Origin of the sequence: Butyrivibrio proteoclasticus B316, from assembly GCF_000145035.1 — a bacterium.
GTDB classification, from domain to species: domain Bacteria; phylum Bacillota; class Clostridia; order Lachnospirales; family Lachnospiraceae; genus Butyrivibrio; species Butyrivibrio proteoclasticus.
This window is the reverse complement of the sequence record NC_014387.1, coordinates 2,233,709-2,259,740: the sequence shown is the minus strand read 5'-3', so window position 1 is coordinate 2,259,740 and position 26,032 is coordinate 2,233,709. Positions and strand designations below refer to the sequence as shown.

General features: G+C 41.0%; 26 protein-coding genes and 1 tRNA gene. 26 read left to right on the top strand and 1 reads right to left on the bottom strand.

Going from position 1 to position 26,032, the window contains the following annotated elements:
- The first annotated feature begins 95 nt into the window (after positions 1-95).
- From BPR_RS09355 to BPR_RS19805, 6 genes are all read left to right on the top strand, one after another.
- Entirely contained in the window at positions 96-881 is a 786-nt protein-coding gene (locus tag BPR_RS09355; protein WP_013281236.1) for a DUF975 family protein, read from the top strand.
- A gap of 67 nt (positions 882-948) precedes the next feature.
- Positions 949-1,638: a response regulator transcription factor gene (locus BPR_RS09350; RefSeq protein WP_042256852.1), complete on the top strand. Its 690-nt coding sequence runs from the start codon at positions 949-951 to the stop codon at positions 1,636-1,638.
- A gap of 20 nt (positions 1,639-1,658) precedes the next feature.
- Positions 1,659-2,744 carry a sensor histidine kinase gene (locus BPR_RS09345; protein WP_013281234.1) on the top strand — a complete coding sequence of 362 codons (1,086 nt, stop codon included), beginning with the start codon at positions 1,659-1,661 and terminating at the stop codon, positions 2,742-2,744.
- A 632-nt stretch (positions 2,745-3,376) separates the two neighbouring features.
- Positions 3,377-4,414: an alpha/beta hydrolase gene (locus BPR_RS09340; protein WP_052301816.1), complete on the top strand. Its 1,038-nt coding sequence runs from the start codon at positions 3,377-3,379 to the stop codon at positions 4,412-4,414.
- On the top strand, positions 4,415-5,386 hold the full coding sequence (locus tag BPR_RS09335; RefSeq protein ID WP_013281232.1) for a YwqG family protein: 972 nt from the start codon (positions 4,415-4,417) through the stop codon (positions 5,384-5,386).
- Between the two features lie 23 nt (positions 5,387-5,409).
- Positions 5,410-7,044 carry an SGNH/GDSL hydrolase family protein gene (locus BPR_RS19805; RefSeq protein ID WP_052301815.1) on the top strand — a complete coding sequence of 545 codons (1,635 nt, stop codon included), beginning with the start codon at positions 5,410-5,412 and terminating at the stop codon, positions 7,042-7,044.
- A 157-nt stretch (positions 7,045-7,201) separates the two neighbouring features.
- On the opposite strand, the gene BPR_RS09325 is transcribed toward BPR_RS19805, so the two are convergent.
- Positions 7,202-7,275: transfer RNA gene (locus BPR_RS09325), tRNA-Met, on the bottom strand.
- 220 nt (positions 7,276-7,495) lie between these two features.
- On the opposite strand from BPR_RS09325, the gene BPR_RS09320 reads away from it, so the two are divergent.
- The 20 genes from BPR_RS09320 to BPR_RS09225 all read left to right on the top strand — a co-directional run bounded on the left by BPR_RS09320 (position 7,496) and on the right by BPR_RS09225 (position 26,027).
- Positions 7,496-8,440, top strand: coding sequence for a phosphatase PAP2 family protein (locus tag BPR_RS09320; protein ID WP_013281230.1), 945 nt, complete (start codon positions 7,496-7,498; stop codon positions 8,438-8,440).
- A gap of 86 nt (positions 8,441-8,526) precedes the next feature.
- A complete protein-coding gene (locus BPR_RS09315; RefSeq protein WP_013281229.1) occupies positions 8,527-9,831 on the top strand; it encodes an alpha-amylase family glycosyl hydrolase in 1,305 nt (434 codons plus the stop codon).
- A gap of 47 nt (positions 9,832-9,878) precedes the next feature.
- Entirely contained in the window at positions 9,879-12,182 is a 2,304-nt protein-coding gene (locus BPR_RS09310; RefSeq protein ID WP_013281228.1) for a beta-L-arabinofuranosidase domain-containing protein, read from the top strand.
- 23 nt (positions 12,183-12,205) lie between these two features.
- Complete coding sequence (locus BPR_RS09305) at positions 12,206-14,125, top strand: EAL domain-containing protein (protein ID WP_013281227.1); 1,920 nt, start codon at positions 12,206-12,208, stop codon at positions 14,123-14,125.
- 1 nt (position 14,126) lies between these two features.
- Positions 14,127-14,564: a hypothetical protein gene (locus BPR_RS09300; protein WP_013281226.1), complete on the top strand. Its 438-nt coding sequence runs from the start codon at positions 14,127-14,129 to the stop codon at positions 14,562-14,564.
- Position 14,565: 1 nt separating this feature from the next.
- Positions 14,566-15,129 carry a GNAT family N-acetyltransferase gene (locus BPR_RS09295; protein WP_013281225.1) on the top strand — a complete coding sequence of 188 codons (564 nt, stop codon included), beginning with the start codon at positions 14,566-14,568 and terminating at the stop codon, positions 15,127-15,129.
- Positions 15,130-15,338: 209 nt separating this feature from the next.
- Positions 15,339-15,857, top strand: coding sequence for a CarD family transcriptional regulator (locus BPR_RS09290; protein ID WP_013281224.1), 519 nt, complete (start codon positions 15,339-15,341; stop codon positions 15,855-15,857).
- A gap of 102 nt (positions 15,858-15,959) precedes the next feature.
- Positions 15,960-17,189 (top strand): alanyl-tRNA editing protein, encoded by a 1,230-nt coding sequence (locus BPR_RS09285; protein WP_013281223.1) that lies wholly within the window; start codon positions 15,960-15,962, stop codon positions 17,187-17,189.
- Between the two features lie 16 nt (positions 17,190-17,205).
- Complete coding sequence (locus BPR_RS09280) at positions 17,206-17,922, top strand: AzlC family ABC transporter permease (RefSeq protein WP_013281222.1); 717 nt, start codon at positions 17,206-17,208, stop codon at positions 17,920-17,922.
- On the top strand, positions 17,915-18,223 hold the full coding sequence (locus BPR_RS09275) for an AzlD domain-containing protein (RefSeq protein ID WP_013281221.1): 309 nt from the start codon (positions 17,915-17,917) through the stop codon (positions 18,221-18,223). Before BPR_RS09280 ends, BPR_RS09275 begins: the two co-directional genes overlap by 8 nt.
- A 53-nt stretch (positions 18,224-18,276) precedes the next feature.
- A complete protein-coding gene (ispF, locus tag BPR_RS09270; RefSeq protein ID WP_013281220.1) occupies positions 18,277-18,750 on the top strand; it encodes a 2-C-methyl-D-erythritol 2,4-cyclodiphosphate synthase in 474 nt (157 codons plus the stop codon).
- A gap of 19 nt (positions 18,751-18,769) precedes the next feature.
- Complete coding sequence (gene cysS, locus BPR_RS09265) at positions 18,770-20,194, top strand: cysteine--tRNA ligase (protein ID WP_013281219.1); 1,425 nt, start codon at positions 18,770-18,772, stop codon at positions 20,192-20,194.
- Entirely contained in the window at positions 20,179-20,616 is a 438-nt protein-coding gene (locus BPR_RS09260; protein WP_013281218.1) for a Mini-ribonuclease 3, read from the top strand. The genes cysS and BPR_RS09260 overlap by 16 nt, the downstream gene beginning before the upstream one ends.
- A 26-nt stretch (positions 20,617-20,642) precedes the next feature.
- Positions 20,643-21,392: a 23S rRNA (guanosine(2251)-2'-O)-methyltransferase RlmB gene (gene rlmB / locus BPR_RS09255; protein WP_013281217.1), complete on the top strand. Its 750-nt coding sequence runs from the start codon at positions 20,643-20,645 to the stop codon at positions 21,390-21,392.
- Positions 21,393-21,485: 93 nt separating this feature from the next.
- Positions 21,486-22,109 (top strand): sigma-70 family RNA polymerase sigma factor, encoded by a 624-nt coding sequence (locus tag BPR_RS09250; protein WP_013281216.1) that lies wholly within the window; start codon positions 21,486-21,488, stop codon positions 22,107-22,109.
- Positions 22,110-22,233: 124 nt separating this feature from the next.
- A complete protein-coding gene (locus BPR_RS09245; RefSeq protein ID WP_013281215.1) occupies positions 22,234-23,124 on the top strand; it encodes a transporter substrate-binding domain-containing protein in 891 nt (296 codons plus the stop codon).
- Between the two features lie 17 nt (positions 23,125-23,141).
- On the top strand, positions 23,142-23,819 hold the full coding sequence (locus BPR_RS09240) for an amino acid ABC transporter permease (protein WP_013281214.1): 678 nt from the start codon (positions 23,142-23,144) through the stop codon (positions 23,817-23,819).
- Positions 23,820-23,855: 36 nt separating this feature from the next.
- The gene (locus BPR_RS09235) at positions 23,856-24,596 is read left to right on the top strand and encodes an amino acid ABC transporter ATP-binding protein (protein ID WP_013281213.1); all 741 of its coding nucleotides are present in this window, start codon (positions 23,856-23,858) and stop codon (positions 24,594-24,596) included.
- Positions 24,597-24,740: 144 nt separating this feature from the next.
- Positions 24,741-24,947, top strand: a complete 207-nt coding sequence (gene rpmE / locus BPR_RS09230; RefSeq protein WP_013281212.1) for a 50S ribosomal protein L31 — start codon at positions 24,741-24,743, stop codon at positions 24,945-24,947.
- Positions 24,948-25,043: 96 nt separating this feature from the next.
- Complete coding sequence (locus tag BPR_RS09225; protein ID WP_013281211.1) at positions 25,044-26,027, top strand: DUF1385 domain-containing protein; 984 nt, start codon at positions 25,044-25,046, stop codon at positions 26,025-26,027.
- Positions 26,028-26,032 lie beyond the last annotated feature (5 nt).

Genomic DNA, 26,032 nt, shown 5'->3' with positions numbered 1-26,032 from the left:
TTAGCAGAAAGGTTTATCTGTTATCCTTGCTTCATAAGATAACAACACCAAATGACAAGCATATAATTGGCGCATTCATAAACGGAGGAAAAAATATGTGGACAAGAAAAGAACTTAAGGAAAAAGGAAAAAAAGCATTTTTGTTTAATTACTGGAAGACTGTTCTGGTAAGCCTTGTACTGGTAATACTCGTCATAGGAACTTCAGGATCAGTTGCAGGCAGGGGAAGATCAAATCCGGCAAATGACAGGGGAGAAAAATCTGCAGTTACAACTATGACTGAAACAGCAGAAGATACCATTAACGAGCACAGCTTAGGCAATAAACAAGTTGAACTTCCACCTGCAGCAAAAGCTGTACTTGCTGTTCTTGCAGTAATTGTTGGAATAGTAGGCGTTGGATCTGCACTTGCATTCATGGCATTTCTGGTTAATCCCTTTGAAGTTGGTTGTAGACGTTTTTTTCTGAGAAATCTTAATCAAAAAGCCAAGTTCAGTGAAGTAGCATTTGCTTTTGATAATAATTATCTGAATATTGTTAAGATTTGTTTCTTCATGACCATTTACACATTTCTTTGGGGATTATTGCTGATCATTCCCGGAATCATAAAGTCTTATGAATATAGGATGATCCCATATATACTTGCTGATCATCCCGACATGAGTCAGAAAGAAGTTTTTGCAAAGAGTAAAGAGCTTATGAAGGGACAGAAGTGGAGAGCATTTGTGCTTGACCTTTCCTTTATCGGCTGGGAGATTCTTTCTCTTCTTACAGCCAGAGTATTAGGAGTGCTCTATGTTACTCCATACAGAGACATGACAAATGCAGCATTATACGAAAGACTCGAGTATGGTAACCTGGCTGCTGAGGAAAATAATTGATATATAAACACTCATTGCTGAGAAAATAATTGATAGATAAAACACTCATTGCTGAGGAGAATAATTGATGGATAAAATCCTTATTGCTGATGATGAAACTGAGATCAGAAGCTTGCTAAAACTATATCTGGAAAATGAAGGTTACGCTGTAGCAGAAGCAGGGGATGGCCAGGAAGCCTTGAAGATATTGGCGGGCGGAGACATTAGTCTCTGCCTGCTTGATGTCATGATGCCGGAAATGGATGGCTTTCATGTACTCAAGGAGATGCGCAAAAACAACAACATCCCTGTGATCATCATATCAGCCAGGGACACTGATCCTGATAAGATACTTGGACTTGACCTAGGGGCAGATGATTATATGATAAAACCTTTTAATCCACTTGAAGCTGTGGCCAGAGTCCGTTCCAATCTTAGGAGGTTCCACGCACTTAAAGGAGACTTGCAACCTCAGACTGGTAAGATAATTGAACTTCTCGACCTCAAGCTCGACACAGAGGCTTGCATCCTATATCGCCAAGGAGAGAAGATTGAGCTTACTTCAAATGAACTTAAAATGATGGAACTATTCATGGAAAATCCGGGAAAAGTTTTTACCAAGGAAAAGATATATGAGTACGTCTGGGGCGATACCTACGTCGTTGCAGACAATAACATCATGGTTGCAATCAGTAAACTCAGATCCAAACTCTGCGACGATCCTTCTGCCTATATCAGGACCGTCAGGGGACTTGGCTATCGTATGGAAAAAGAGTGATCAGAGGAATATAGCTTATTATGGATAAGTTCAAATACTTTTTAATCAAACATCTTGTTTTTGTTATGGTAATTGTAGTTGCTATAGAGCTGATACTTACCATTATTTTTAATAGCTTGATTTTTCCATTCATTGGATTTTTGCTGGGACAACCGGAAATATCATCACTGTCACTTAGCAGTATTCCGTTTTTTATATGGGGACTGATCAGTGGTAACAGTGCATTTGTTTTTAACGCTCTGGAGACTTCTACGGTCATTCTGCTTATTCTCTTTTCACTGCTTCTTGTTGTTCTTCCTATCATAGTTGGAATATTGATATATGCGAGAATTGTCACAAGGCAGATGGAGATTTTTGAAAAAGAGAGGATTGAAGAGCGGAAGAGTTACGAAGCAAGGAGAAATCTCATGCTATCTGATTTTGCTCATGATCTTAGAACACCGATCATGACGATCAGCGGTTATGCAAACGCGATAACAGACGGAATGGTAAAAGATGAGGCTCAGAGAAATGAGTATTTATCTGCAATTGCGGCAAAATCCAAAAGAATGGCTGAGCTGATAACTATTCTCTTTGAGTATGTAAGGGTAGGAAGCGAAGGATTTACTCTGACAAGAAAGAGGGTTGACCTGCATGCGCTTCTCACCGAGGTTATTGCCGGATTTTATCCTGATCTTGAAAAGGCTGGAATTGATGTAAATATAGATATTCCCGAAGATCCTTTTTACATCAGTGCAGATGAACTGCACCTGAAAAGAGTTATAGAGAACCTGATCATTAATATCATAAGACATAATGAGCCTGGGATAAAAGCAGGCTTTATCATCAAGAAAACTTCCGGCGTAGAATTTTTGGCAGTTGCTGATACCGGAGAGAAGATTCAAAAGAGCGAAGAAGAATTGTTTGAACCTTTTGTAAAAGATGATGACTCTCGTTCCAAGAACGAAGGAAGCGGACTTGGACTATCGGTAGCCAGACAGGTAATGGATATGCATGGCTATGAAATTCACTTAAAACAGCCGTATGGGGACTATACTAAGGCTTTCGTGCTGAAGTTTATAGAGGCGGACTTGGTGGATGAAGTATTATTGGACGGCACATGCTAAAATGAGCGTGCCGATAATATGAGGGCGGCTGTTAAAGCCGCCTTTTTTTCTATTCTGTTCTCCGGGAAAAATGTAGTAATAACAAATGTCTATATTTAATTGACATGGTATTATTGTAAAACTCGTGATAATACCATCAAATGTAAAATATGCTCTATGGTATTACAAAATCCAATTTATTTACGCCACAGTACAACTTTTTGTAATACTAAAGAGTTGAAAAAAGAAATCATGGTATTATAAATTGGTTAAAATCATGCTCTTCTGGAGAAATGTAGTAATAACAAATGTCTATATTTAATTGGCATGGTATTATTGTAAAACTCGCGATAATACCATCGACGTACGAATGATTGTGATGGTATTATTTTTAATATATTAGGAAATTCCTTCGGATTTCCTAATATATTAAAAACGCTCCGCTGTGGATGCGCACTCGCGCGATAGGTAAATGTTGCATAAATGCAACCGCGCGCGGCGCGAGAATATCGCTTGCGATATTCATTTTAGCATGCATAGCGTAGTAGAATGGGGATTACGAATAAATGAAAAAGAAAAGTATATGCGTAGTATTGGCGTTTTGGGTCGCAGTGTTATGTGCGTGCGGCGCTAATACACAAGGGGAGAGTGACATGAAAACAAGTAGTAATGAAGCAATTGTGGAAGAAAACAGTGGTACTGCAGATGCGAGTAGTAATGAGGCTGTTGCAGATAGTGAAACTAGTAATCTAAGTAATAAAGAAACTACTGCAGATAGCGAGGATTTAAGCTCATTTGCGACTGGAATAAAAACAGAGGACGAGGCAGAGGCTGCCGATACAACTTTTGTTCTTAATGATGAGATTGAAAATCGTTGTCCTGTGATATACGAAGCTACGAGAGGCAATGTTTCATATGGCGAATTTACACATGGAACATATTATTCAAAAACATGTGGCATGGAAAGAGGCTACAGTATTTTGCTGCCTGCTGACTATAGTGAGGATAAAAAATATCCTGTTTTATATCTCTTGCATGGCATTTTCGGTGATGAATATTCTTTTTCACAGGATAAATCCAATAAGATAAGAGAAATAGTAGGAAATATGGCAGCTGACGGAAATATAGATGAGACTATTGTGGTGTGCCCAAATATGTATGCAACATCTGATCCAGATCAGAAACCAGGATTTGATAGCAAAAGCGTCCTTCCGTACGACAATTTTATAAATGATCTTGTTAATGACCTGATGCCTCATATTGAGAGTGAGTATTCTGTTCTTACAGGAAGAGAGAATACTTATCTCGCCGGATTTTCAATGGGTGGAAGGGAAACTATTTTCATAACGCTTCAAAGACCGGAACTTTTTGGATATGTTTGCGCGATTTCTGCAGCGCCTGGAATTGTACCTACTAAGGATAAATTCATGTCTCACGAAGGACAGCTTCAGGAAAGTGAAATGAAATTTGCTGACGATGCAGTAGTTCCCAATGTATTTATAGTATGTTGCGGGACCAGGGATTCTGTAGTTGGAACTTACCCTAAACAGTATCATGAAATACTTGATGTCAATGGGGCAGATCACATCTGGTATGAAATTACCGGGGCTGATCATGATAATAATGCGATCAAGAGCGGACTGTTCAACCTTTTCAAGCAGATCGCTTATGATAAAAAAGGAGAGAGATAAATGGGGATTTTTAGTATATTGAGAGCGCTTACTGCGACCAATGCCAGAGACGCAGAAAAGGCAAAAAAAACAGAGTTTGATCTAAAGAATGACACCGGTAATAATACAGATGCTACAGGTGCCGTTTTCGTCAAAGAAAACATGCTTGTAATTCCGAGGGAAAAGCTTGATATTCTAATAGAGAGAATCAAAAAAGATACAGAAAGAAAGGTCATAAATATCGAAACTGAAGAAAAGGCAGATATTGGGCTTACAGACAGCAAGTTCGGAGGCTATCCCTATTGGCCATCCAATATGGAATATCCGGTAAATTCAGAAGGCGATAAACTTATACTTCTTGCACAGATAAATCTGTCTGATGTTAGCGACAATCGCCTTCCTGAGACCGGCATTTTACAGTTCTTTATAAGCTGCGACGATATAAATGGACTTGATGATGAAAAGGGCTACAAAGTCGTTTATCACAAGGATATTGACCCCTCTGTTACAGAGGCAAGCGTAAAAGAGCTTGGAATAAGAGCTGCAAGTGATCTTGATCATGAAAATGATGAATATATGCCACTTTCCAAGAGCTACAGCCTAACCTTCTCTGAAGATACAGACTTCATTGGCAGCAGCTGTAATACCTTTGAAAGCGTAGTAGCAGGAGAACTAAAAAGTCTTTATAACATTGATATGAATGAAGTGGAAATTGATGGGTATTACAAGCTGTACGGATTTTTGAATGCTGATGACAGTGATTACCTGTCTGAAGCGTTTAGTAATGCTGGGCATAAAATGTTTGGATATCCATTCTTTACCCAAGAGGATCCTCGGGATAACGGCGAGAACGACATTCTCCTTTTCCAGATGGACTCAGATTATAAAGACATCATGTGGGGAGATTCCGGTGTTGGTGGATTCTTTATAAGTGAAGAAAATCTCAAAAACCTGGATTTCGATAAAGTAGTATATAATTGGGATTGTTATTAATTCATGGAGGAAAAAGTATCCGGATGAGTAAGGATAATTTCAGAAAACGTAATAACGGGACAAAGAGAAGCTGCTTCAAAGAAATCATGCAGGGCCTTGGTGGAAAGAATATTACCATCATCTCATCGGTCGTGATTGCGGCTTTATTTGTGATCATTCTGCTCGTTATGTTCATAAAAAGTCCCGTGTTTATTGCTTGGAGAGAGAATGGCAGTGAAACCCAGGTTGCAAGTGAGGAAATGGCTGCCGGCGAAGAAACTATGAATGTAGCTTCTGGTGAGGAAGATATGCCCGTAGTTGAGACTGCCACTGAGGGGATGAAGGCTGAATCTACTCCGGATACAACTGTGCTTGCGAAAAAAGAAAATGCCAAGGATGGATATCTTAACAGATGCGTATTCCTCGGTGATTCCAGAACAGTTGCGATGGTTAACTACGGCTTTTTCAATGACGATGCTGCTCTTGCGCAGATTGGCATATCACATCCGGCATTTGCATCCAATAAATTTATTAACAATGCCGGCAAAGAATATACTTTAAAGTCGTATCTGTCGTCGCATCAGGCTCCGGTCATCTATATTCTCCTGGGAGTAAACGGGATCAATGATTCCAGCGAGTCGCACTATCAGAATACATTTATTTCTCTTATAGACAGTGTAGCCAAGATGGCGCCTAATTCCAATATTGTACTTGTAGCTATAGGCCCTGTCGATGATAACGGAATCTACAAAAATAGTGTTCAGAACGCATGGATAGACAAATACAATGCGTTTTTACTGGAAACCGCAAGACAGAAGCATATTTTTTATCTCGATATTGCTGAAATCCTCAAAGGATCAAACGGACAGGTCAAGCCAGAGTATAACGGCGGTGATGGACTTCATTATTCCGGAAAAGGGTGTGAAGCGATATTCAGGTACATAGTAGAGCATCCTGTGCCCGGAATATCTGATGAAGGTAAGTATGTAGTTAAATATATCAAGCCTGATCCAAATAGGATGAAAGTTACGATGGATGATGGTTCCGGAATTGATGAAGGCAAGATCCAGGATCTTATGGACATGATGATGGGGACCCCAGAAAATCAGACTGCCTCAGATGCTTCCACTGAAAGTAGTTCGGAAACTGAAGAGGAATTAGAAAAGAAGAAGGCTGAGGAAGAAAAGAAGAAGGCTGAGGAAGAAAAGAAGAAGGCTGAGGAAGAAAAGAAGAAGGCTGAGGAAGAAAAGAAGAAAGCTGAAGAAGAAAAGAAAAAGAAAGCTGAAGAGGAAAAGAAGGCCGAGGAAGAAAAGAAGAAAGCCGAAGAAGAGAAAAAGAAGGCTGAAGAGGAAGAGAAAAAGAAAGCCGAAGAAGAAAAGAAGAAAGCCGAAGAAGAACAAAAGAAGGCTGAAGAAGAAAAAAAGAAGGCCGAAGAGGAAGAACAAAAGAAGGCTGAAGAAGAGAAAAAGAAAGCCGAAGAGGAAGAACAAAAGAAGGCTGAAGAAGAGAAAAAGAAAGCTGAAGAGGAAGAAAAAAAGAAAGTTGAGGAAGAAAATAAGGAAGAGTCCGAGAAAAAGGAAGGAGAAAAAGAGGAAAACGGGAATAGCGGTAACAGCGCCGGGGAAGCTTTAGAAGGATCCGCCGGCCATTCTGAGGAAGAAACTGTAAATAACCCGTAATGAGATGGATAATTATCAAAATGAGCCCTTGACTTAAGTCAGGGGCTCATTTGTGCTCTATGTCCTTGCGACCGGCAAATGAATTAGTATGCAAGCATCCATTCGCTTGCCGGTCTTGTGCAACAAAAAAGGAAAGCATCAAATGCTTTCCTCTTAGTAGCGAGAGGGGGATTCGAACCCTCGACACCGCGGGTATGAACCGCGTGCTCTAGCCAGCTGAGCTATCTCGCCATATTTTGTTGTCCGCCGCAGCCGACTTGTATAATATACCTCGCTCAAGGCTACTTGTCAACAAGGTTTTTAACATTTTTATAAAAAATTAGTTATACGTTTTGAATTTATCAATAATTCGTAGTGCAACCTTATGATACAATAGAATATATGGCTAAAACAAGGGAATTATGTAGTATACTTGTTTGATTATAGAAAATCATTTAAGGAGATTGTTTGTATGGGAGTAGTTGTTGGGAATAGTTTTTGGTTTGATTTTGAAGTGGAGTTAATGGAGTTTCTGCAAAGAACCATAGGAGATACAGGAATAAGTATTATTTCCTTCTTCTCATATTTTGGAGAAGAACTGATACTGATCCTTCTGCTTGGCTTTTTGTTCTGGTGTTATGACAAGAAGGCTGCGATATATATAGGAACAAATGTAATGGTTGGTCTGGTATTTACTCCTCTTATCAAGAATTTTTTCTGGAGGAGAAGGCCATATTTTGACCATGAAACAATTAAGTGTCTAAGACCGGTTGATAAGAAAGCAGATATATATGACATTGCGGCGCAGGGCTTTTCTTTTCCAAGTGGCCATTCCACAAATTCAGCTACTGTCTATGGATCTCTTGCAAGGTTTTATAAAAAGCCTGTGTTTACGGCAGTTGCATTTATCCTGCCACTTCTTGTAGGCCTTTCAAGGGTGATTGTAGGCTGCCATTATCCTACAGACGTGCTATTTGGCTGGCTCTCAGGTGCGCTGATCATATTTGTGATTCCTGCACTGGTTAGAAGATTTAGCGAGGAAAAGAGATGGATCATCTATCTCATTATTTTCCTTATTTCCTGCATTGGACTTTTATACTGCAAGACATCCGACTACTACACAGGACTTGGCCTTATGGGAGGCTTTTTCCTATCTGTAGAGTTTGATAGAAGAGTAGTTAAATTTGAGAATACCAGAAAGCCCTTGTGGTGCATAACAAGGCTTCTTGGAGGCTTTATCATATATTTTGCACTTAATACACTTCTCAAGATGCCATTTAGCAAGGTATTTCTTGATTCAGGAGTATTTCTTGCAAACATAGTAAGATTTATCAGATACACGATCGTAGCCTTTGTAACAATTGGCGTATATCCGCTTGTTTTCAGAGTTGAAAAAGTTTTTTCAAAGAATAACTGAAAATGGGTAAAAGAGAATGCATTATATCCAAGAATAGCTGAGAACAGGTACATGCTGACAGGGGCAAGATAACAGGAGGGCAAGACATGTGGGCTTATGAAACATCTTTTTATCAGATCTATCCATTGGGCTTTTGCGGAGCTCCTTTTGAAAATGATGGTAAGCTGGAACACAGGATTTTGAAGGTGATTGACTGGATCCCGCATTTCAAAAAGCTGGGAATCGGAGCCATAATGTTCAACCCAGTCTTTGAGTCTGATACTCACGGCTATAATACAAGGGATTACAAAAAGATAGATGTGCGCCTTGGGACTAACAAGGATTTTAAGAAGGTTTGCGATGCCCTTCACAAGGAGGGAATCAAGGTTGTCCTTGATGGTGTTTTCAATCATGCAGGAAGAGGCTTTTTTGGCTTTGTAGATGTCCTTGAAAAAAAGTGGGATTCTCCCTACAAGGACTGGTTTAACATAAGCTTTGAAGGAAACAGTAACTATAATGACGGATTGTGGTATGAAGGCTGGGAAGGCAATTATGACCTTGTTAAGCTCAATCTTCGCAATCCTGCAGTTACAGATTATCTGATGGAAAGTGTTAAGTTCTGGATCGATGAGTTTGGAATAGATGGTCTTAGACTTGATGTTGCCTATTGCGTTGATCCTGACTTTATCAGAAGACTCAGACGTGAAACACCTGCATGGAAGGAAGATTTCTTCCTGATGGGTGAGATGATAGGCGGAGATTACAATCGTATTATGGGCGATGATCTGTGCCACAGTGCTACTAACTACGAGTGCTACAAGGGTATGCATTCCGCTCTTAACAGCATGAATCTCTTTGAAATAGTTCATTCGCTCCTGCGCCAGTTCGGCCCTGAAAACTGGACTTTGTACAGGGGTAAACACCTCTTATCTTTTGTAGATAACCACGATGTCAGCAGGATTGCCAGCGTATTGCAGAGACCTCAGCACTTGCCGCTTATCTACACGCTTATGTTTGGTATGCCCGGAATTCCTACAATCTACTATGGCAGTGAGTGGGGCGAGAAGGCTGACAAATCCCAGGGAGATCCTGCTCTAAGACCATGCTTTGATAAGCCTCAGTGGAATGAACTTACCGATGTTATCAGTAAGCTCTGTAAAGGCAGAGAAGGCTCTAAAGCCCTGTCCTATGGAGATTTTAAGTCACTTCTTCTTACAAACAGGCAGTGCATTTTTGAAAGAGAAGCAGAAGGGGACAGAGTTTTAGTTGTAATTAATGCTGATGAGAATCAGTTCCACGCTGATTTTGATGCAAGAGCAGGAAGAGCAACAGATCTTATCACGGGAAAAGAGATTGATTTTGGCGGAGGACTTGATATTCCAGCTTATACAGGATATCTTTTGCAGATATGAATTACATATAAATACGCATAAGTCTATATAAGGATATACAAACATATATGAAAATACACTTTGATAAACTGTATAAAGATGAGAGAAAAAATGAACTCCTGGGTATAGGTGTGCCTTTTCCAAAAGGAGAGCTTACCCTCAAAGAGTACGAGAGGCTTGCGGTTATTGACTCCGGCAAGATAATCCCTTCGCAGATCAAGATAACTTCCACCTGGGAGGATGGCTCTATACGCTTTATCTACGTGAGATTTTTGGGAACACTTCCGGGGAATGCGGCCAAGGATTTTGTCCTTGTTACTACTTCTGACATGATCGATAACAGCAATGTTTTTGCTGATGGAATTGACAATAACCTTGTTACAAGGACTAACACTGCAATTTCTGTATCCAATGGAGTGTTTAATTTCAGGGTGGCTGATTTCCAGAATGGGCCTTTTCAAGAGCTATCCTATGAAGGACATGTATTTACCAGAAATCAGTTCATAGGCCCTGTTCTTAAAATGGACGGATATGTTTTTTCTCCAATCTTTGAATTATGGCAGATTGTTGAAAATGGTCCTATTTTTACTATTATCGAAGCTTCGGGGCATTTTGAGGACAATAATCAGAGATTGTCGGGAGAGGGGATCAAGTTTACCCTTCGCCTTTCTATAACCTGTGACAAGCCCTGGATAGAGGCTGCTGTCAGAATCTTTAACTGTACGCTGGACACTATTGAGCCTGATGAACTTACATTTGAAATCAGGAATACGGGAAAAGACAAGGTGATTCCGCGCACAACTGTGGGTATTTCCAATTTTAAGACCAAATTTGAAACTAGTGATGAAGGAGAAGAGGTTTCCAAGACAATAACAGCTGAGCTTCTTGAAAGAGAAGCTAACGAGCATTTTGCAGAAGTCTTTTATGGGACTTTTCTGGCTGATGTTTCTGATTTTGGAGATGGCGTGGGGATTTGCGCGACTGTCTTTCAGGCACAGCAGAATTATCCCAAGGCTATCAGTGCAAGCAGTGACGGAATTAAGATTTCTCTTTTACCTGATAAAAACAGACTTATGGATATTTCCAATTCGTATTCGGTCAGATTCGAATCAGGAATGGCAAGAGAACAGAGATTTCTATTGCATTTCCATGATGCAGGAGAAGATCTGTACGAGCTTAATAACAGAAGCATAATTTATCAGATGCCCGATACAGGGTATGTCGATCCTGAAATATTTGAGCAGGCCGGTGTTTTTCCGGAAATATTCCTTCCACAGAAAGAGCAGATTGATGATGTTGAGATTGCTCTGATCGATAAAGCGGATTCTCATGCAAGATGCTATGGAATTCTGAACTGGGGCGATGCGCCTGATCCAGGCTATACTTCTCAGGGAAGAGGCGGCGGAAATCTGGTCTGGACCAACAATGAATATGACTATCCTCATGCCATGTACATGATGTATGCAAGGACCGGCATCCGAAGAATGTTTGATTACGCCAATGTTGCCTGCTGGCACTGGATGGATGTTGATATTTGCCATTACAACACAGATCCTCTTTTTGTAAACGGTCAGTGGGAGCATCAGAAGAGACACAGCGGAAACTCGGAGCCCGGAAGGGGGACACGTGGAATCATGGCCTGCTCCCATGAATGGGTAGAGGGGCTTCTTGATCATTATCATTTCACTGGAGATGAGAGGGCACTTGAAACAGCTATTGGAATTGGACGAAACGTATTGGCTCTTCTGGATACGCCTGCTTATCAGGTTCCCGGCGAAATAGGCGCAAGGGAGACCGGGTGGGCACTTAGAAGTCTGACGGCTCTTTATATAGAGACCCATGATAAAAAGTGGCTTGAAAAAGCAGACTGGATAGTCGGACAGTTCGAAGAGTGGAATGATAAATATGGTAACTGGCTCTCAGCCTATACTGATAATACAACTATCAGGGTTGGATTTATGATCTCTGTGGCTGTTGGTTCACTTATGCGTTACTACAGGGTTGACGGGAGCGAGCGCGTTAAGCAGCTCATTATGAAGGCTATCGATGATATCGTAGATAACTGCAGAACTCCCAACGGACTTTTTTACTATAAAGAGCTTCCAAGCCTTGCCAGAAACGGTAACAATACACTTCTTTTAGAGTCTATGGCTATAGCTTATGAGATCACGAAAGAAGACAGATACCTTGACTATGGGCTTAAGACTTTTTACAAGCAGATTTCATCCCAGAGCGGTATCTCTTTTACCAAGAGAATTGTGGAAGATACAGTTATGGTTGGGAATGGCCCGACCAAGAATTTTGCCCAGTCGTTTTTGCCTCTGACGCTATTTTATGTCAAGGCTGTTCAAGCTAACAAGTTGTTGCAATAATAGTTTTATATTATAATAAATTTATGGAAATTCGTACACCTTTAATTGCAATAATGGTATCAATCATACTGCTGGTGATATACCTTAGAAAGAACATTCCGCAGCTTATTTCTGCGCGAATTTTCTTCGTTTTTTTGGTGTCCGTATTTGTCTGCAATATATGTGAGATTCTAGAGTGCACTGCCTTTATGCTGATAGATGAGAAGAGCTCGGCGGCAGCCCTTAGGGAAGTTACACAGATATTGTATGTCGGCTCTCTTTTGTTTAGTGCATTTATCATGTGCATTTATATTTATGCCAAGACGACCCTCAAAAGAGCTGTGTCTAACCTGGTCGTGGTGATTACCGGAATTCCTGCTCTTATTGCGGTGATCATAGCCATTGTCATGGGCATAGATGTTGGAGTCAATGAATGGGGCTATTACTATAACTATGGGACAGCAGTTATTATATGTTATGCAATCGGCTTTACTTACGTTTTGCTGTCTATTTTGCGCACAATATATTTTAAGAACCGGATCAGAAAAGACAGCTTTTTTAGCATTTTATCAGGCCTTATAGTATGGGCGATTCTTCTGATCTATCAATTTATTGACAGGGCAATGCAGGTTTCAGCAGTTGCTATGATGATTATGGCGCTTATTCTTTTCCTGTCTATGGAAAATCCCAGAGAGTATTACGAGAGATCGATTGATGGGGTCAGGAACAGAGATGCCTTTGAAATGGCTCTTTTGGAGCGAATGGGCATGAGAAGAGAATTCTTTGTAGTGTCCGTTATTTTTACCGGTAAAACAGCAGTCATGTCCAATTCCGAGAGAAGTGAGATGACTGATCTTATGAAGATAGTTGGAAAGATTTCAGAAAGTCACGTGGGGACTCCGGCATATCTTTTTAACTGGAATACGCTGTGTTCGATTGTCAGAAACCCTGAGAGAGTTGAGACCTTCATGAACATAGTCAATAATTTAAAGGATAATGAGGGCAAGAATTACAGGCTAACCTTTAGCATACTGGAACTTCCCAAGTATGCCAGCGAGGCGGATAAGGCTCTTCAGATTCTGACTTATGTGTCCGGAGAATATGCTTTTAAACAGTCGTCGCCAAACCTTGTTATAGATCAGGTTGTCGTAGATAAGATGACCTACAGAAATTCCATTGAGGATGTGGTCAGGACTGCGGTAAAAGAGAAGTCCTTTGACGTTTATTACCAGCCTATCCTGTCGGTAGAGGATGGCAGCTTTTCATCGGCTGAGGCGCTTGTAAGGCTTCAGAGGCCTGATAAAGGGAAATTTATTTCACCTGAAGATTTCATACCTATCGCAGAAAAATGCGGACTGATCCAGGAGATTGATGACCTGGTATTTGAAAAGGTTTGCTCCTTTATTGCAAGGGAGAACCTTCAGGCCTATGGAATTAAAACTATAGAAGTTAATCTGTCGGGAAATGAAGTCGTCGATGAGCAGACACATATAAGGCTTATCAACAAGATGAATAAATACCAGATTCCGCCTGATTTTATCAATTTCGAGATTACAGAGACCTCATATATCAACAATGATGAGGTTTTCAAGGAAAACGTTGCAAGACTAAGGGAGAGCGGAAGTACAATTTCAATGGATGATTTTGGATCCGGCTATTCCAACCTTCTGGAGATTCTCAAGATGGATTATGCACTCGTCAAGATGGATAAAGAGTTTGTGTGGAGCTGTCTTGACAAGGATAAACCGGAAAATATGAGGATGCTTGATTATACTATTAAGTTTCTTAAGGACTTTGGCCTGCATATCCTTGCAGAAGGTGTAGAAACTATGGATCAGGCCAAAATTCTTATAGATAAAGGCGTAGAATATTTACAGGGCTTTTATTATTCAAGACCGATACCTGAAGAAGAATATATCGATTTCCTCAAGGCTCAGAAAGGTTTGTTTGCGAAAGGAGAATAATATGAACGAAGGTCTTTACAATGCTGTTTTTTGCTATGGCGAAAATAAGGTTGATCCGTTTGAGCAGACTGCGGTGGATTTTGACAGGATCATCGGCGATATGAAGCTCGTAGGCTACGAGATAAATTCGCTTAATATTGTTCATCAGATCATGCTTGAGCAGCTTGATAATCTCCTCAAAATCAAGAATAAAATTATTGAAGAGGTTATGGATCTTGATAACAAAGATGATTACTGCAGAGAAAAATATGGCCTTTCTTTCAAGGATATAGTTGCTCTTGATCCTCAGCATGATATTGAGTGGGATATCAAGAGTGGTAAGGTTATTGTTTTCCTTTCCCACGAAGCGATGCACAAAGAGACCGCATACTTTACATTATTCAAAAAATCTTTGGACGCCTTTACTGCCAAGACAGGCTTCCAGTATATGGGCCTTTGATATGGGATTTGTTCTGGAAACAGAAAGATTGATATTAAGAGGCTGGAGAGATGAAGATGCTCCCAGCCTCTTTAAGTATGCAAGTGATGAGCGTATAGGACCTGTGGCAGGGTGGCTTCCGCATAAGGATATCAATTACAGCAGGGCTGTGATCAGAACTATTTTTGCCAAAGATGAGGTATATGCCATCTGCATAAAGGGTGGTGGAGGAAACCCTGTAGGAAGTATTGGGCTTACATTAAAGGGCTCACCTGAAAGGCCACTTGAAGAGGCATCTGCTGAACTTGGATATTGGATAGGATATCCCTTCTGGAATCATGGATATGTTACGGAAGCTGTAAAAGAATTGATGCGACATGGCTTTGAGGACCTGGGGCTGGAAACAATAGTTTGCGGATACTTTGACGGAAATGACAGGTCAAAAAGAGTCCAGGAAAAATGCGGATTTACATACAGGTACACCAATGAGAACTCGAATATTCCTATGCTTTCTGAAGTGAGGGTGGAGCATATGGGGATGATCACTAGGGATGAGTACTACAGTATTCGTTTAATCCAGGGATGACCTTGGTTTAGCAAATCAGATAAAAAATACAGTTTTTATCGTCTGTAAGTATTACAAAAAATGTAATATCGTGTTATAATACTAACATGCGAGTGAGGACATGGTGAGTGGGGACCAAGGACATTTCTGCTTCCATGTTTTTTTAATCTTCAGCCGTGAAAGCGCTTTCAGAGTTAACTATGTTTTGTTTCAGTTTAAGGAGGAACACGATGTTAAATATTGGAGAGTGCGTAATTTACGGTAGTCATGGCTTATGCCAGGTACGAGAGATTCTGGTACCGTCGTTTCTTGAGAGGGGCAAAGAGAAACAGTATTACATGATGATTTCCGCAGTGGATGCCGGAAGTGTCCTCTACGTTCCAGTAGAGGGAGCCGAAGACAAGATCAGGGAAGTCACAGGCGCTGACAATGCTGAAGATTTGATAGAAGATATCGAGGAAGTTGATGAAATTCTACTTCCGGAGGGTAAGAAGGCCGAACCCGCAATGCTTGAGATCATTAAGAGGAATGATGTAGAAGAGATGATGGGTCTTGTGAAGTCCTTGCGCAAGATCAAAGCTACCAGGGAAGCGCAGGGCAAGAGATTCGCCACGCTTAATGAGAGATACCTGAATTTGGCAGAAAAGCTTCTTTACACTGAACTGGCTTATTCCCTTGAGACAGAAAAAGAGACTATTAAGAGAAGGGTATTAGAAATGCTTTCAGAACTTCCATTGGAGACCGCGTAATAGCGGTCTCTTTTGTATTTACTGAGAAATATGGTAAAATATGCCATAGTGCCTCTTTAATGCGATAAAGAAGAGGCAATAATATCAGGTTGGGGTTTAGTGATGACTAAAGAGTTATATTACGAAAGTGCTTATATATCAGAGTTTTTTGCTGAAGTAATAAAGTGTGAGAGATCAGAGAACAAGGCCTATAAGGGCCGCTACGAGGTTGTCCTTGACAGAACAGCTTTTTTTCCTGAGCAGGGCGGTCAGGGCAGTGATATTGGTGTTCTGGAATTTGATGATGGCAAGAGTGTTGCAGGTATCGAGCATGTGAGCATTGGCTCAGAAATCAGACACATAGCAGACAAAGAGATACCGGTAGGTACCAGAGTTCGCGGCGTTATTGATTTTGCCCGTAGATTCAGTAATATGCAGCAGCATACAGGAGAGCACATTTTTTCAGGACTTGTTAATTCTGAATATGGCTATAACAACGTTGGCTTTCATTTGAGCGACTCGGAAGTGACCATGGATTATGACGGCGTGTTAACTGCTGAGAATATCAGGAAACTTGAGATAAAGGCCAATGAAGCTATCTGGGCAAATCTCGATGTGATCTGTGAATTCCCGGAAGCAGATAAGCTGTCTGAGATCCCATATAGGAGCAAAAAAGAACTATCAGGCGATGTGAGGATAGTTACGATTCCCGGAATCGATATCTGCGCCTGCTGTGCTCCGCATGTAAACAGGACTGGCGAGATCGGAATGCTCAAGGTAGTTGGACTTCAGAACTACAAGGGCGGCGTCAGAGTCAATATTCTCTGCGGCAGAAGGGCTCTTTTATACCTTCAGGGTGAGCATGATATTGTAGGCGAGCTTACAGCTCTTTTGACAACTTCTGCTGACAAAGTGGTTACTTCTGTTAAGCGTGCATTTGATGATAACAGCAATATGAAATCAGAATTGTCACAGGCAAGAGAAACTCTGATTGGATACGAGATTTCTGAAATTGTACAGGTCACTTCTAGCGATATTTCCGGAGGAATATTTGTGAATGCCGCCGAAGATGACATTTATGTGGTCAAAGACAATGCCTATGACTCCAATATGCTGCGCAAGCTGGTTAATTCTCTTTCTGAACACAAGAAGGGCTATTGCGGAGCTTTTGCAGGTTCACAGGAAAGCGGATACAGATTTATTATTGCATCCGGAGCTTCCGGAAAAGATTGTAAAGCGCTGTGCGATAAGCTCAGAACAGAGTTTGGAGCAAAGGGCGGCGGCTCAAATGCGATGGTTCAGGGAAGCCTTAATGTTGCTGATCTTAGGTCAGTTTTGGATTCTTTGACCTAACTGGAAGGACGAGAAGATGAGTGTTGGGAGTATGAAGGATTTCAGGGAAGGCTGCCAAAATGCCATTCCTATCTGTCTTGGATATATAGCTGTTTCTTTTGCATTTGGAATAGAAGCTTCCAAGATTGGGATGACTACTTTTCAGGCGGCGATGACTTCTCTTTTAAATGTGACAAGTGCAGGACAGTTTTCGGCTCTTGAGGTGATCGCCAGAAATGGCAGTTTTATTGAGCTTGCAATCTTGCAGTTTATTATTAACCTCAGATATATGCTGATGTCCACAGCTCTTTCACAGAAACTTGGCTCAGACGTTGGAACTGCCAGCAGGCTTGGAATATCATATGGCGTTACTGACGAGATATTTGCTGTCAGCATTTTCAAAAAAGACAAGCTGTATCCTATGTTTTCCTATGGACTTATTTTTACCTCTGTTTCAGGGTGGGTTCTGGGAACCGTTCTTGGGGCAGTGGCAGGTCAGATTTTGCCTCAGGTCCTGATCAGCAGTCTGGGACTTGCTATCTATGGAATGTTTATAGCAATCATCATTCCGGATACAAGGGTTAAAAGATCTGTAGCTGTGGTTGTTATAGCTGCAATGGTCATGAGCTGCGTGTTTACATACGCCCCACTTCTTAAAATGATTTCCGGTGGTTTTAGGATTATAATAGTAACAGTGGTAGTTGCTGCAATTGCAGCAGTAGTGTCACCGGTCAGGGAGGAAGAGAATGAGTAAAGTTTATTTGTATATCCTCCTTATGGCTATTGTGACATATTTGATCAGAGCACTTCCTCTTACACTTATCAGGAAAGAAATAAAGAGCCGCTTTATCAAATCTTTTTTGTACTATGTTCCATATGCGACTCTTGCAGCGATGACTTTTCCTGCAATACTTAAGGCTACAGACCATTTGGCTTCTTCTATAGCCGGATTTGCCATGGCGCTTATCCTTGCTTTTAACAAAAAGAGCCTTCTGACAGTGGCAGGATTGTCATGTCTTACTGCATTTGTGGTGGAACTGTTTCTTTTACTATAAAAACATGATTTAATATGATTAGATTTATTGAATAAAGACGCGAGGTATTTGACATGAGAGTTGGAATGGGATATGATGTGCACCGTCTTGTAGAAGACAGGGACCTTATTATCGGAGGCGTTAAGATTCCATATGAAAAGGGACTTTTAGGACACTCTGATGCGGATGTTCTTTTACATGCTATAATGGATGCACTTTTGGGAGCAGCAGCTCTTGGCGATATCGGCAAGCATTTCCCGGATACTGATCCTAAGTTTAAGGGAGCTGATTCAAGAGCTCTTTTGAGGGAAGTCTGTAGAATGCTGGACGATAATGGATACTGCGTTGAGAACATCGATGCCACCATAATTGCCCAGGCGCCCAAGATGAGACCACATATAGATACAATGAGACAGAATATTGCTGATGATCTTGGGATCAGTCTTTCTCAGATAAATGTCAAGGCTACAACCGAGGAAGGCCTTGGATTTACAGGAACAGGAGAGGGTATTTCCTCTCAGGCGATATGTCTTTTGACCAATAAATAACTATAGGAGAATATAGATAATGTCACATAAATTTACTTTTTATAACACTCTTTCCAGAAAGATAGAGGAGTTCAACCCAAGGGAGGAAGGCAAGGTATCAATGTATACCTGCGGACCGACCGTTTATCATTTTGCTCATATCGGTAACATCAGAACCTATATCATGCAGGATGTTCTTATCAAGGCTCTTGGTTATGCAGGATATGATGTAAAAAGAGTCATGAATATTACAGATGTCGGACATCTTTCATCAGATGCTGACACCGGTGAAGATAAGATGCTTGCCGGAGCCAAGAGGGAGCACAAGACTGTAATGGAAATTGCCAAGTTCTATACAGATGCTTTCTTCAAGGATTTTGATGCAGTAGGAAATAAGCGTCCTGATGTGGTAGAGCCTGCTACTAACTGTATTCCTGAGTTTATTCACATGGTAGAAGTTCTTCTTGAGAAGGGCTATGCCTATGTTGCAGGCGGTAACGTATATTTCGATACCAGCAAGCTTCAGGATTATTATGTATTTTCTTCAGAGGTAGAAAAAGAGCAGCTTCAGGTTGGCGTACGTGATGATGTAGAAGAGGATACCAACAAGAAGAACAAGACTGACTTTGTTCTCTGGTTCACTAAGTCCAAGTTTGAAGATCAGGCTCTTAAGTGGGACAGCCCATGGGGCGTTGGTTACCCGGGCTGGCATATTGAGTGCTCATGCATTTCTATGAAGCACCTTGGAGAATATATCGATATTCACTGCGGTGGTGTTGACAATATTTTCCCTCATCACACAAATGAAATTGCTCAGTCAGAGAGTTATCTTGGCCATGAGTGGTGCAAATACTGGTTCCACTCTAATCACCTCAATGACAAATCAGGCAAGATGAGTAAGAGTAAGGGAGCAGTTCTTACTGTTTCTGTACTGCAGGAAAAGGGTTATGATCCTTTAGTTTACAGATTCTTCTGCCTACAGTCTCATTATCGTAAGCCTCTTGAGTTTTCTTATGAAGCTCTGGATCAGGCTGCACAGGCATTTAACAAGCTTGTTAAGAGAGTTTCTGAGCTCAAAGAGGATGGAGCAGTTGATACCGCTGCCAAAGAGAAATTTGAAGAGAACTTTAGAGATGCAGTCAGCAATGACCTTAACACATCAATGGCAATTACAGTTTTATATGATGTGCTCAAGGCTGATATAAATGATGCAACCAAACTTGCTCTTGTTGAGAGCTTTGATAAGGTTCTTTCACTTGATCTTCTGGGACATGCCAAGGCTGTTTCTGAGGGACCTTCTGTTGATCCTGAGCTTGAAAAGTTTATTCTTGATGCTATTGAGAGAAGAGCAAATGCCAAGAAAGCCAAGGACTTTGCTACAGCTGATGCGATCAGAGCAGAGCTTTTAGAAAAGGGTGTCGAGATCAAGGATACTCGTGAGGGAGTTAAATGGCAGCTGATTTAAATGCTTATTTAAACGATAAATTTGGTATAGAGACTCAGGATATCAGGACTTATTCTCCTCTTACCCTGGCCTATATAGGTGATGCCTTTTTTGATATGATCATCAGATCCATACTGGTCAATAAGGGCAACACAGCAGTTAATAATCTTCACAAGAGAGCCAGCAGTGTGGTCAAGGCTCCGACTCAGGCAGCTATGGTCAAGGCTCTTATGGAGGACTTGACTGAGGAAGAACAGGACTACTATCGCAGAGGCCGCAATTCCAAACCTCACACCAAGGCCAAGAATGCCACAACTATGGATTATCTTGATGCCACAGGGTTTGAGGCTGTGATGGGCTTTTTGTACCTGACAGGTGGTATTGACAGGGCCTGCGAGCTTGTGAATCTGGGAATTAATAAGTTGGAACTTGATATACTTTAATATTTGCAGGTTATGAAAGGATTTTTATGGAAGAGAACTTTGAGAGCAGGATCATTGAGGGCAGAAATGCGGTACTTGAGGCTTTTAGATCCGGCAAGACGATAGACAGATTATTTATTCTTGATGGATGCAAGGATGGCCCTGTGCAGACTATTCTTCGCGAAGCCAAGAAACATAAGGATACCGTTATTTCTTTTGTCAAAAAAGAGCGTCTTGATCAGCTCTCTGAAACAGGCAAGCATCAGGGAGTAATTGCATACGGTGCTTCTTACAACTATGCAGAAGTAGATGACATCCTCGAAAGAGCAAAACAAAAGGGTGAAGATCCCTTTATTATCATTCTTGATAATATCGAAGATCCTCATAATCTGGGCGCGATCATCCGTACAGCCAACCTGGCCGGAGCCCATGGTGTTATCATCCCCAAGCACAGAGCAGCTTCACTTACAGCGACAGTAGCCAAGGCTTCTGCAGGCGCAATCAACTATACTCCTGTAGCCAAGGTTACTAATATTGCCAACACTATAGAAGACCTCAAGGACAAGGGATTGTGGTTTGCCTGCGCTGATATGGGCGGAACAACCATGTATCAGCTGAACTTAAAGGGACCTATAGGCCTTGTTATCGGCAATGAGGGTAGTGGTGTCAGCAGACTTGTAAGAGAGAAGTGTGATATGATCGCATCTATTCCTATGAAGGGCGATATCGATTCCCTTAACGCGTCTGTTGCTTGTGGTGTTCTTGCATTCGAAGTAGTAAGACAGAGACTTTCATAAGCTGTGACGATGATAGTCATGGAGTAATTTGTATATCATATAGTGTCATTATTTGCTTTTGACACCTGCATCTTTTTATGGGACTATGACTATATGAGCGATAACAGATACAAAGAAAAATCTGATGAAGAACTGATTTTATCTATAAGAGATGGCGATGATCCCGGTGCTGTGGACCATATCATGAACAAGTACAAGAATCTTGTCAGAAAAAAGGCAGCTTCCATGTTTGCTCTTGGTGCTGACAAGGATGATTTGATACAGGAGGGAATGATAGGTCTTTTCAAGGCTGTCAGGGACTATGACTGTGGCCGTGATGCCAGCTTTGCAACCTTTGCAGAGCTGTGTATCTCAAGGCAGATGTATTCTGCTATAAAGGCTATGGCCAGGAAAAAGCATGCGCCTCTTAACAGCTATATCTCCATTTATGCCAAGAGAGAGGATATGGGAGATGATGCGTCCGTAGCTCTTGAGGAGCTTCTTGAATCTGATTCCAGTATGATTCCGGAACAACATGTAATTGATCAGGAGAATCTAAAGGCTCTTGAAGAGGCTATAGAAAGTGAGCTTAGCCCTTTGGAGGGACAGGTTCTGGATCTTTATATTACAGGTATGAGCATCAAACAGATTTCTGCTGTGCTTTCAAGAGATGAGAAATCGACAGATAATGCAATGCAGAGGATTAGAAATAAGCTCAGAAAATATTTAAGCAGATAGTATTTATTTACTATTATTTCCTAGTAAAGTGATAGGATTTTGACATTCTCAAAATAATTATGTAGAATGTGTTGTAAAACCAAATGCAATTATATTGCACAAAACGTAAGAGGAGATATAGATTATGAAACTATTTGAGAGTAAAAAAGTTATAGGTTTAACTGCAGCAATAACACTCCTTGCAGGTACTCTTGCAGGTTGTGGTAGTACAAATGGAGCAGCAGATGCTGGTGCTGAGGTTGCTACAGGGGCAGAAGCTTCTGCAGAAACTAATGAAGCTACAGCTGCACCAAAAGAGAGCACTAATGATCTCTATGCTACGATCAAGGAGAGAGGCAAGATTATTATTGCTATGGAAGGTCAGTGGGCACCTTGGACTTATCATGATGAGTCTGGCGAGCTTGTTGGCTTTGATACTGAAGTAGGTCAGGAAATTGCCAAGAGACTTGGCGTTGATGCTGAGTTTGTAGAAGGTGAATGGGATGGCCTTTTTGCAGGTCTTGATGGCGGAAGATACGATATGATCATCAATGGCGTAGAAATAACTGACCTTCGTAAGGAAAAGTATGATTTTACAGAACCTTATGCATACATCAGAACAGCTCTTGTTGTTAAGGATGACAACAGTGATATAACATCTTTTGATGATCTTAAGGGCAAGAAGACAAGTAATTCACTTGGATCAACATATGCTGATCTGGCAGCTGACCTTGGAGCAGAGGTTCAGAACGTAGATACACTTTCTGAGACTATTGATATGGTTCTGTCAGGAAGAGTAGATGCAACTCTTAATGCAGAAGTATCTTTCTATGATTATCTCGGAGAGCATCCTGATGCACCTATCAAGATTGTAGCTCTTACAGATGATGCTTCAGAAGTATCTATTCCACTTAGAAAAGGAGAAGAGACAGCATCACTTCGCGAGGCTGTAAATGCGGCAATCGCAGAAATGTCTTCTGATGGTACATTGACTGAGCTTTCAACCAAGTACTTTGGAAGAGACATTACAAAGTGATTATTTGATATATATACATGAGCGAAAGATTAATTGGAATAATAACAAGTTCATTTTTTAAGATACTGATACCCGGAATCAAGGTTACAATACCGCTGACGATTTTGTCTTTTGCACTTAGTCTTGTGGTTGGGCTTTTGCTTGCACTTATTCAGGTTGCTGATATCAAAGGCCTTCGCCAGCTGGCAAGATTCTATATATGGGTATTTAGAGGAACGCCGCTTATAGTTCAGCTTTTTATCATATTTTTTGGCCTTCCCAATATTGGGATCACGCTAAATGCCTTTCCATCTGCTGTTCTGGCTTTTGGACTAAATCTGGGAGCTTATAACGCAGAGGTTTTCAGGTCTGCAATCCTTGCTATACCCAAGGGACAGATGGAAGCTGCCTATATGATAGGACTGAGCTATCCGCAGGCTATGATAAGGGTAATACTTCCTCAGTCATTTCCTGTAGCTTTTCCGAATCTTTTTAATAATCTTATCAGTTTGCTCAAAGATACAGCGCTGGCTTCCAGTATTACGGTTATAGACCTGTTTACAACAGCCCAGCAGATTGCAGCAAGGACCTATGAGCCCTTTGCTCTGTATCTGGAAGCGGCATTTATTTATCTTATCTTCTCAACTGCACTGACATGGCTCCAGCGTTATCTGGAACAGAAGCTTGTATGGAAGAGCAGTGACAAAAAGAAATAATGCCAAAGGTTTAAAGAAAAGGATAGGATAGGAAAAATGCTGGAAATACATAATTTACACAAATCCTTTTCCGGTACTGGAGTACTCTCCGGAATGGATTTTAAAGTTGACAAAGGTGAAGTAATTGCAATTATCGGCCAGTCAGGATCCGGTAAGACTACGCTTCTTCGCTGCATGAGCTTTTTGGAAAAGGCTGATATCGGTGAGATCATTTTTGATGATTATAAGGGTGATATGGCCAGGATTTCCAAGAGTGATATCAAGAAACTCAGAATGGAGATGGGCTTTGTGTTCCAGGGCTTTAATCTCTTTAACAATATGACCGCGCTGGAAAATGTCATGGAAGGACTTGTGACTGCCAGGAAAATGCCCAAGGATAAGGCCAAAGAAATATCTCTTGAGGTACTTGCCAAGGTTGGAATGCTAGACAGAGCTCACTTTTACCCCGGTGAACTGTCCGGAGGACAGCAGCAGAGAGTAGCTATAGCAAGAGCAATTGCTCCTGAGCCAAAGGTTATTCTGTTTGATGAGCCTACCAGTGCACTTGATCCTGAGCTTACAGGAGAAGTTTTAGAGACTATGAAAAAGCTTGCTCTTGAAGGCACTACCATGGTAGTTGTTACACATGAGATGGCCTTTGCAAGGGAAGTGGCATCCAGAGTTGTGTTTATGGACGGCGGTGTGGTCGTAGAGCAGGGAGCACCTGATGAGATCTTTGGTAATCCCAAGGAGGAGCGGACAAGACAGTTCCTCAACAGAGCGCTGCACAAGCTGTAATAATTCTTAATTAATTAGAAATGAATTAATGAAAAAACACTTGCGCTTGACTTTTAATTATGTTATATTGATATAGCTGTTGTAATGAACGGCGGTAACTATAGTTAATTAGAAGATTTTTTGTATATAGAGAGGTGAGAAGAGATGAGACAGGACATTCAGCCAGAATTCCATCAGGCCACTGTTACTTGCAACTGCGGTAACACATTCACAGTTGGATCAACAAAGAGCGAGATTCACGTAGAAATTTGCTCAAAGTGCCATCCATTCTATACTGGCCAGCAGAAGGCTACAAGTGCTCGTGGACGTATTGACAGATTCAACAAGAAATACGGCATGAACAACCAGTAATCTATTTAGAAAATAAAGAGGTTGAGGCAATTAGCCTCGACCTTTTTTCGTTATATGGATTAAAATATAAGTAAATACACTAATGGGGACAACGTGATGAAGAAACGCAAGGTCAGACATTATTCAGGAATAGGCGGACAGGCTGTACTTGAAGGCGTTATGATGAAGAACAAGGACATGTATGCAGTAGCTGTCAGAAAGCCTAATGGAGATATTGAGGTTGAGGTTGATGAGTACCATGGAATTGCTTATGGCAGTAAACTTCTCAATATTCCTTTTGTGAGAGGAATATTCGTATTCATAGATTCTCTTATTTTAGGACTCAAGTCTCTTAATTATTCATCTTCATTTTATGAAGAGGGCAACGAGAAACCTACCAAGCTTGATGAAGAAATTGAGGCTGTTTCAGGAGGCCACGAGGATACCTTCCTTATGGTGATAACTACAGCAATTTCATTTCTTTTTGCTATTGGACTTTTTATGGTCCTGCCATATGCACTTTCTGAGATACTGAGCAAATATATCAGGAATGACTCTATTATTGCGATTATTGAGGGTGTTCTCAGAATAGTTATTTTCATTGCATATATACTGCTTATTTCCTGCATGAAAGATATCAGACGTCTGTTCCAGTATCATGGTGCAGAGCATAAATGTATCAACTGCATCGAAAAGGGCAGACCTCTTACAGTTAAAAATGTCAGGAGAAGCTCAAGGCTTCATAAGAGATGTGGGAGCAGCTTTATCCTCTTTGTTATGCTTGTTAGTATTATCCTGTTTTTCTTTATCAGAGTGGATTCTTACGCCCTTAGGATTTTAGTCAGGATTTTGCTTATCCCTGTCATTGCAGGAATATCCTATGAGCTTATCAGACTTGCAGGCAGAACAGATTTCTTCCTGGTCAGGATTATTTCAGCACCGGGATTATGGCTTCAGAGACTCACAACCAAGGAGCCTGATGATGACATGATAGAAGTTGCTATCAAGTCTGTAGAGTCAGTGTTTGACTGGAAGGAATTCCTCAAGGATTCCTTTGGCTACGAGATTGATGAGAGCTGGCTTGTTGACGACGAAGATTGAGAATG